Raw genomic sequence first — 6136 nt, 5'->3', positions numbered from 1 at the left:
TGTTTCTTCTCGTCGCCCAAGATGTTGGTCATGCTGGCGGAGAGACCACAGTCCCCCCGCCGCGTCAACGTCTTGGGGCCCTACCTCACTGGCCGGTTTTCAGGTGTCGACGACTGGCCGGTTTTGGGTGTCGACCGAGGCCAACTTGTCCGAGGGTAGTCCCCTGTCAGAGGCTCTCAACAGGATCCGTGGCGCCAATGCCGCCGCGGGTCTTCATGACACGCTCATGATCTCGGTTGAGAAGGCATTCACGGGCGCCCCTGGTGTAGCTGAGATACTCAACTGGGGGAGTATTGTCCCGGCCGCCGCGTTCTCTTACGCAGGATTCGTAGGTGGAGTTCCTCCGTCCCAGATCGAGCGCATGAGATAGCGAGGCGGACATGTGTCTTCTGGTGGCAGCGAGGGCGTGCCCTATCCGGAAAGTGGGGCTGTCTGCTTTGCGTCAAGGATGCCGGACAGCAGTTGCGGGATTGGGCGCGGGGCTCGCCGTCTGCGGCGCGTTCCTTAGTCTCAGTGCGTGCTCGGACCGTATTGTAGCGGAACGGAGCGTTAAGGTGTTTGAGCTCCATCGGGCGGCCGCCGAGCGCGGTGATCAAGAAGCCGCCGCGGTCTTGGGTGGGCTATACCTGCGGGGAATCGGCACGTATCAGGACACGGCCAAAGCCTTGTACTGGTATGAACGCGCGGGGCCGCGCGGCGGGTGGTACGCCATGGGGGCCATCTACGACAAGGGGCTTGGTGTCCCGCCTGACGCGGAGAAGGCCGCCGAGTACTATCGGAAGGCGGCAGGGGCCGGAGATCATCCCCTCGCACTCTATGATCTCGGCGCCCTGTACGCTGAAGGCCATCTAGCGAGGCGTGACGACCTCGAGGGGTATGTCTGGCTGCTTCTCGCGGAGCGCATCGGCAGGGTCAGTCCCGGGTGTCGGAACCTGAGCCACTGGTGCAACGAGCACGCGATAAAGGACGTCCCGGGTCACCGTGCGAAGCTTCGCAGCCGGCTTGCGCCAGAGGTGCTAGCGGAAGCCGAACGCCTTGCGACTGAACGGGAACTCGCCTTCAAGCGGAAGCAGGGGCGGTAACTCCCCGGTACGCGGCCGTCTGAGCGCTACGCTGCACGCCCGCTGCCGGCTCACCCGCGTCGACGACCTCGCCGTCTCCACCCGCTTCACCTACAACGCCCTCGGCCGCGTCACGCAGACCGTGTGCCTCCGCGACGCCACGCGGAACCTGTCAACAAGAACGAGACAGCGGGCGCATGAGTTCAGTGCAGGGTGCCTCCTCGGTCGCTCGGGTCTCGGGTGTGTTGATGCAGACCTCCGTGGGGCGCGCCTCCGGAGGCCGACGTCGTCCGGGGCATCCTGCAGCTGGTCCGGGAGCTGTCGCGCGCGCGCCCGGCGGAGGTATCCCTTGCCGGCGGCGCCCGAGGCTACATGGGTCCGTTCGCGCTCCGGCGCCCGAGGCATGCTGCGCCCTACGAGTGCGTGTTCCGCGATGAGTGGACCCTGCCGCCCAGGTCTAGCCTGCCGCGGCGTCCCACGCAGGCGCCGCGCGGGTGCCGGGCCCCGCCACGGGCGAGTCGACGACGCGGGTCGGCGAGTGCGTCGTCGAGGCGGGCGCGCCCAGCCGTAGCCGGGGCCGGACACGAACGCCGTCGGGGGGGCCTGAGCGGAACGTTGACGGCGGCGCCTCGGGCGGCGGATAATCCCCGCACCATGCCAGCCCGTCGCGGACCTTCCAGGCGTTTCTCAACACTGCTCGCCCAAGTCCACGGCAGCCGAGGCTTCACGCTCATCGAGCTGCTCGTGGTCATCATCATCCTGGGGCTCCTCGCCGGGCTCGTCGGCCCCCGCCTCTTCGGCCGGGTGGGCCAGTCCAAGCAGGCGGCGGCCCGCGCCCAGATCGAGCTGCTGGGAGCGGCGCTGGACCAGTACCGGCTGGATGTCGGTGCCTACCCGGCATCGGGGGCGGGGCTCGACGGCCTCGTCAAGAACCCCAGCGTCGCCAACTGGAATGGCCCCTATCTCAAGAAGAACGCCGTGCCGAGGGATCCCTGGGGCAATGCCTATCACTACAAGTGCTGCCCGGGCGACCACGGGGAGTACGACATCTGGAGCGACGGGGCCGACGGCGCGCCCGGGGGCGAGGGCGAGAACGCGGACGTCACCTCCTGGCAGACCGGGTAGCGCGAGATCGACGGATGACGCCGGCCGGCGGGCGACGGGAGCGCGGCTTCACCCTGATCGAGGTCGTCGTCGTCATGGCCGTCCTGGCGCTGGCCGCGGCGGTCGCCGTGCCCGCCATCGGCCGCGGGACGGAAGCGCTCCGGGCGCGCACCGAGGTGGCGGGTCTCTCGGCCTTTCTCCGCCACGCCAGGCAGCAGGCCATCACTCGCCGGGAGACGCAGGAGGTGCGGATCGATCCGGAGGCGCACCTCGCGGTCCTCACCGGCGCCGGGCAGGCGGAGGTGCGATCATCACGGCGGCTCTGGGCGGACCTGCGGATCGAGGCCAGCCCGCCGGCGGCGCTCACGGTGAGGTTCCTGCCCCAGGGACTGTCGACCGGGGCGACCTTCCGCATCGAGGCCCCGGGGCGCCGCGTGTACCTGATCACGGTGGACCCCCTCACGGGCCGGGTGATCAATCGCCGTGCCTGACCCGGGCGGGCGCGAATACACCGCCGAGCCGATGAGAGGCCAGTCGGGATTCACGCTCCTCGAGGTGCTGGTGGCGATGAGTATCCTGGCCGTCGCCATCACGACCATGCTCCAGCTCTCCTCCCAGAACCTCCGGCTGCTGAGGCTCTCGGGCGAGCACCAGCGCGCGGTGCTCCTGGCGGATCGACTGACCCGCGAGATCCAGCCCGAGGGCGAGGAGGTCCAGAGCGGCGACGAGGGGCCCTACGGGTGGGAGCGGCGGGTCTCGGTCGTGCCCGTGGCTGCCGAGCAGAGCCCACCAGGCGGCGCCGCGCCGCAGCTCTTGTCCGTGACCGTCTCGGTGCGCTGGGGGAGCGGCCGCTCGGTGGAGCTGGCGACACTGCGCACCTCGGCGGCCCCCTGGCTGGGAACGGCCGCGCGATGAACCGCCGAGCCCGGCGCCACTCCGAGCGCGGCTTCACCCTGATCGAGCTGATGCTCGCGCTGACCCTCGTCGCGGCCCTCCTGGCCCTCAGCTTCGGGAGCTTGCGGGTGGGGCTGGCGGCGTGGCGCCAGGGGGAGGAGCGCGCCGGGGCGCAGCAGCACGGCCGGAGCCTGGTGCAGGTGCTGGCCCGGAGCCTCGGCGCGGCTCACCCCTACCAGGGCGAGGCGCGAGGTGGGGTCCGGCCTCCCGTTCTCTTCGAGGGCGAGGCGGAGCGTGTGGCCTTCGTGACGGGCACGCCGCCCTTTCCGATCGCGGTGCCCATCGCCTTCACCGCGGTGACCCTCGGCACCGAGAGCGGCGAGGCGTCGGGGCTCGCCGTTCGCCAGAAGGTCCTGCCCGGCACCGACCCCTTCGAGCGCGTCGAGCCGGTCCTGGTGGACGACAGCGTGAAGGCGGCGAGGTTCCGGTATCTCCGTGACGTGGCGGGGAGCTGGGAGGAGCGCTGGGATGCGACCGCCGAAGGGCGGCTGCCGCGGGCCGTGGAGATCACGCTGACCACGTCGATCGGCGGGCGCGAGATCGAGCACCCCCCCGTCGTCGTGAGCATCCCGGCGGGCACGCCGTGACCGGCGAACGGGGCTTCGCGCTGCTGGCCGTGATGCTGGTGCTGGCGCTACTGGGCGTCGTGGGCGCCGAGTTCGCCTTCTCCATGCGCCTCGAGGCGTCCATGGTGCGCACCTACAAGGAGAGCGTGCTGGCGGCGCACCTCGCCGAGGCGGGCGTCGAGCAGGCCATCCGGGAGGTGCTGAGCGGGGCCCCGATCCAGGCCCTCGACGGGGACGGCCGGCTGGTCTTCTTCCGCACGGCGGCGGGCCAGCCGACACCCGCCGCCGTGCCGCCGCTCAGGCGGGAGCGCGTACCGCTCGGCCCCGGCGAGTTCTCGTACCGCCTGACTGACGAGGACTCGCGCCTCAACATCAATCTGGCCCCGCCCGAGCGCGTGGACCGGCTGCTGGCGGCGCTCGGCGTCGAGAAGCGGGAGCGGGACATCATCAACGATTCCCTGCAGGACTGGAAGGACGCCAACGACGAGCACCGCCTCAACGGCGCCGAGAGCGAGGACCACTACCTGAAACTCCCGGTGCCCTACCGGGCGCGCAACGGGATGCTCCAGGACGTGTCCGAGCTGCTCCAGATCCGCGGGGTGACGCCCGCGCTCTACCGGGGCACAGCCGAGCGGCCCGGGCTCGGTGAGCTCGTCACCGTCTTCGGCAGGAACACGGTGAACGTCAACACGGCTCCCCCGGCCGTCCTCGAGGCGCTGAACCTCTCCGACGCCGAGATCGCCGACATCGTCCAGGGCCGCGAGCACGCCCCCTACCCCTTCGTTCCCGGGCGGTACGGGGGCCGCGGCCTCGGCGTGGGCAGCCGGACCTTTCGCATCGAGGCCGAAGGGATCGTGGCGGGCGAGTCGAAGGCGCGTGTCGTCGCCATCGTCCAGCGCGGCACCCTCCGGACGGGGGCCCAGCCCCAGCGCGCCGGCGCGCCCCCTGCGCCCTCCCGCGGCGTCACGATCCTGTCCTGGCGGGTGGACCCGGAGCGATGACGCGGCCGAGAGTCGGGCTCTTCCTGCACGAGCACGCCCTCACGGTCGCGGCCGTCACCGGACGCGGCCGGCTCGAGCACTTCACACTCGCGAGCGAGGAGGACCTCGCCTCCCTCCTCCGGGCCGAGCTCGCCACGCGGCACCTCCGGCCACGCTGGATGCGCATCGGGCTCCAGCGCTCCCTCGTCACGGTCAAGCCTCTCGAGCTGCCTGCCGCCGCGGAGTCGAGCCTCGCCGAGGTGCTGCGCTTCGAGCTGGAGCGCCACGTCCCCTTCTCCCCCGAGGAGATGGTCTTCGACTCCCTCGCGCTGCCGACGACCCGGGGCGGGCCCCTCCGCGTGCTGGTGGCGGCCTGCGAGCGCCGCGCGGTGGAACGGGCGCTCAGGCTGCTGGCAGAGCCCCGGCTCAAGCCGCTGTCGGTCACCGTGGCCTGCCACAACCTTCCCGCGCTGCTCGGCCGGCGCCTGGAGGCAAGGCGCGCGGTGTGGGCGCATCGGCGCGGAGAGGCGACCGACCTCGTCTTCCTCGGCAGCGGCGAGCTGCGGCTGAGCCGCACCGTGCCGGCGGCGGACGGCGACGAGCTCGCGGGCGAGATCGCGGGCAGCCTCCGGCTCCTCAAGTGGAAGGACTTCGAGGCAGTGTGGGTCTCCGGCGACGCGATCGGCGGCCTCGTCTCCTCACCGGCGCTGGCCGCACTGGGCGCTCCAGTCTCGGAGCCGCCGTACCGCGCCGGCGTGGCCACGCTCCTCGAGACGGTCCCGGAGGGCGAGCGCGGCGTGACGGTGCTCGCGCTGGCCGTGGCCCTCGGCCCGCGCCAGCCCGTTCTCAACCTGCTGCCGGAGGCGCTGCGTCCGCGCATGCTCACCGGGGGCCAGGTCGTGACCGCCGGGGTGGCGGCGCTCGCGGCGGCGCTGGGCCTCGGCGCGCTCCTGACCCAGGGCCACGCCGACCGCCGCTACCTGGAGGATCTCGACCGGACGACGCGGGCCCTGGCCCCCCAGGTCAAGGTCGTGGAGAAGATCGCCGCCGAGCTCAACCAGAAGAAGCGGCTGCTGGCGGCCTTCAAGGCGGTGGAGGAGAGCGGCATCCGCGCTCTCCCCGTGCTGCGCGAGCTGACCGAGCGCCTGCCGCCGGATGCCTGGCTCAGCACCCTGACCCTTGACACGAAGTCCATCGAGCTGGCCGGGCAGGCCAGCGCGGCGGGTCAGCTCATCCCGCTCCTGGAGAGCTCCGCATGGATCGAGCGGGTCGAGTTCACCTCTCCGGTGACGCGCGGACGCGACAAGGAGCAGTTCCGCATCAAGGCGGCGTGGGAGGCCGGGCCGGCCGGACCGCGGTCGGCGCCGCGCCCGCAGGGCCAGGATTAGCATGGGTGGGCTCTCGACGCGGGAGCGGACCCTGATCGGGCTGGCGCTGGTGGGCGCGGCGGCTGCCGGCGGCTACGTCTACC

At 71.8% G+C, this 6136-nt stretch carries 7 protein-coding genes; all 7 read left to right on the top strand.

Annotated elements, in window-relative coordinates; translation table 11 throughout:
* Positions 1 to 554: 554 nt before the first annotated feature.
* Positions 555 to 1082, top strand: a complete 528-nt coding sequence (locus HYV93_25260) for an SEL1-like repeat protein (GenBank protein ID MBI2529282.1) — start codon at positions 555 to 557, stop codon at positions 1080 to 1082.
* 633 nt (positions 1083 to 1715) lie between these two features.
* Entirely contained in the window at positions 1716 to 2186 is a 471-nt protein-coding gene (gene gspG / locus HYV93_25255; GenBank protein MBI2529281.1) for a type II secretion system major pseudopilin GspG, read from the top strand.
* Between the two features lie 14 nt (positions 2187 to 2200).
* Positions 2201 to 2656 carry a GspH/FimT family pseudopilin gene (locus HYV93_25250; GenBank protein ID MBI2529280.1) on the top strand — a complete coding sequence of 152 codons (456 nt, stop codon included), beginning with the start codon at positions 2201 to 2203 and terminating at the stop codon, positions 2654 to 2656.
* Positions 2649 to 3080, top strand: a complete 432-nt coding sequence (locus tag HYV93_25245; GenBank protein MBI2529279.1) for a prepilin-type N-terminal cleavage/methylation domain-containing protein — start codon at positions 2649 to 2651, stop codon at positions 3078 to 3080. The genes HYV93_25250 and HYV93_25245 overlap by 8 nt, the downstream gene beginning before the upstream one ends.
* A complete protein-coding gene (locus tag HYV93_25240) occupies positions 3077 to 3706 on the top strand; it encodes a prepilin-type N-terminal cleavage/methylation domain-containing protein (GenBank protein MBI2529278.1) in 630 nt (209 codons plus the stop codon). The genes HYV93_25245 and HYV93_25240 overlap by 4 nt, the downstream gene beginning before the upstream one ends.
* On the top strand, positions 3703 to 4686 hold the full coding sequence (locus HYV93_25235; GenBank protein MBI2529277.1) for a general secretion pathway protein GspK: 984 nt from the start codon (positions 3703 to 3705) through the stop codon (positions 4684 to 4686). Before HYV93_25240 ends, HYV93_25235 begins: the two co-directional genes overlap by 4 nt.
* Positions 4683 to 6053, top strand: a complete 1371-nt coding sequence (locus HYV93_25230; protein MBI2529276.1) for a PilN domain-containing protein — start codon at positions 4683 to 4685, stop codon at positions 6051 to 6053. Before HYV93_25235 ends, HYV93_25230 begins: the two co-directional genes overlap by 4 nt.
* Positions 6054 to 6136 lie beyond the last annotated feature (83 nt).

The sequence above is a fragment of the Candidatus Rokuibacteriota bacterium genome, assembly GCA_016188005.1.
Taxonomy (GTDB): domain Bacteria; phylum Methylomirabilota; class Methylomirabilia; order Rokubacteriales; family CSP1-6; genus UBA12499.
The sequence above is the reverse complement of the archived record's forward strand: the minus strand, read 5'-3'. Positions and strand labels throughout refer to the sequence as shown.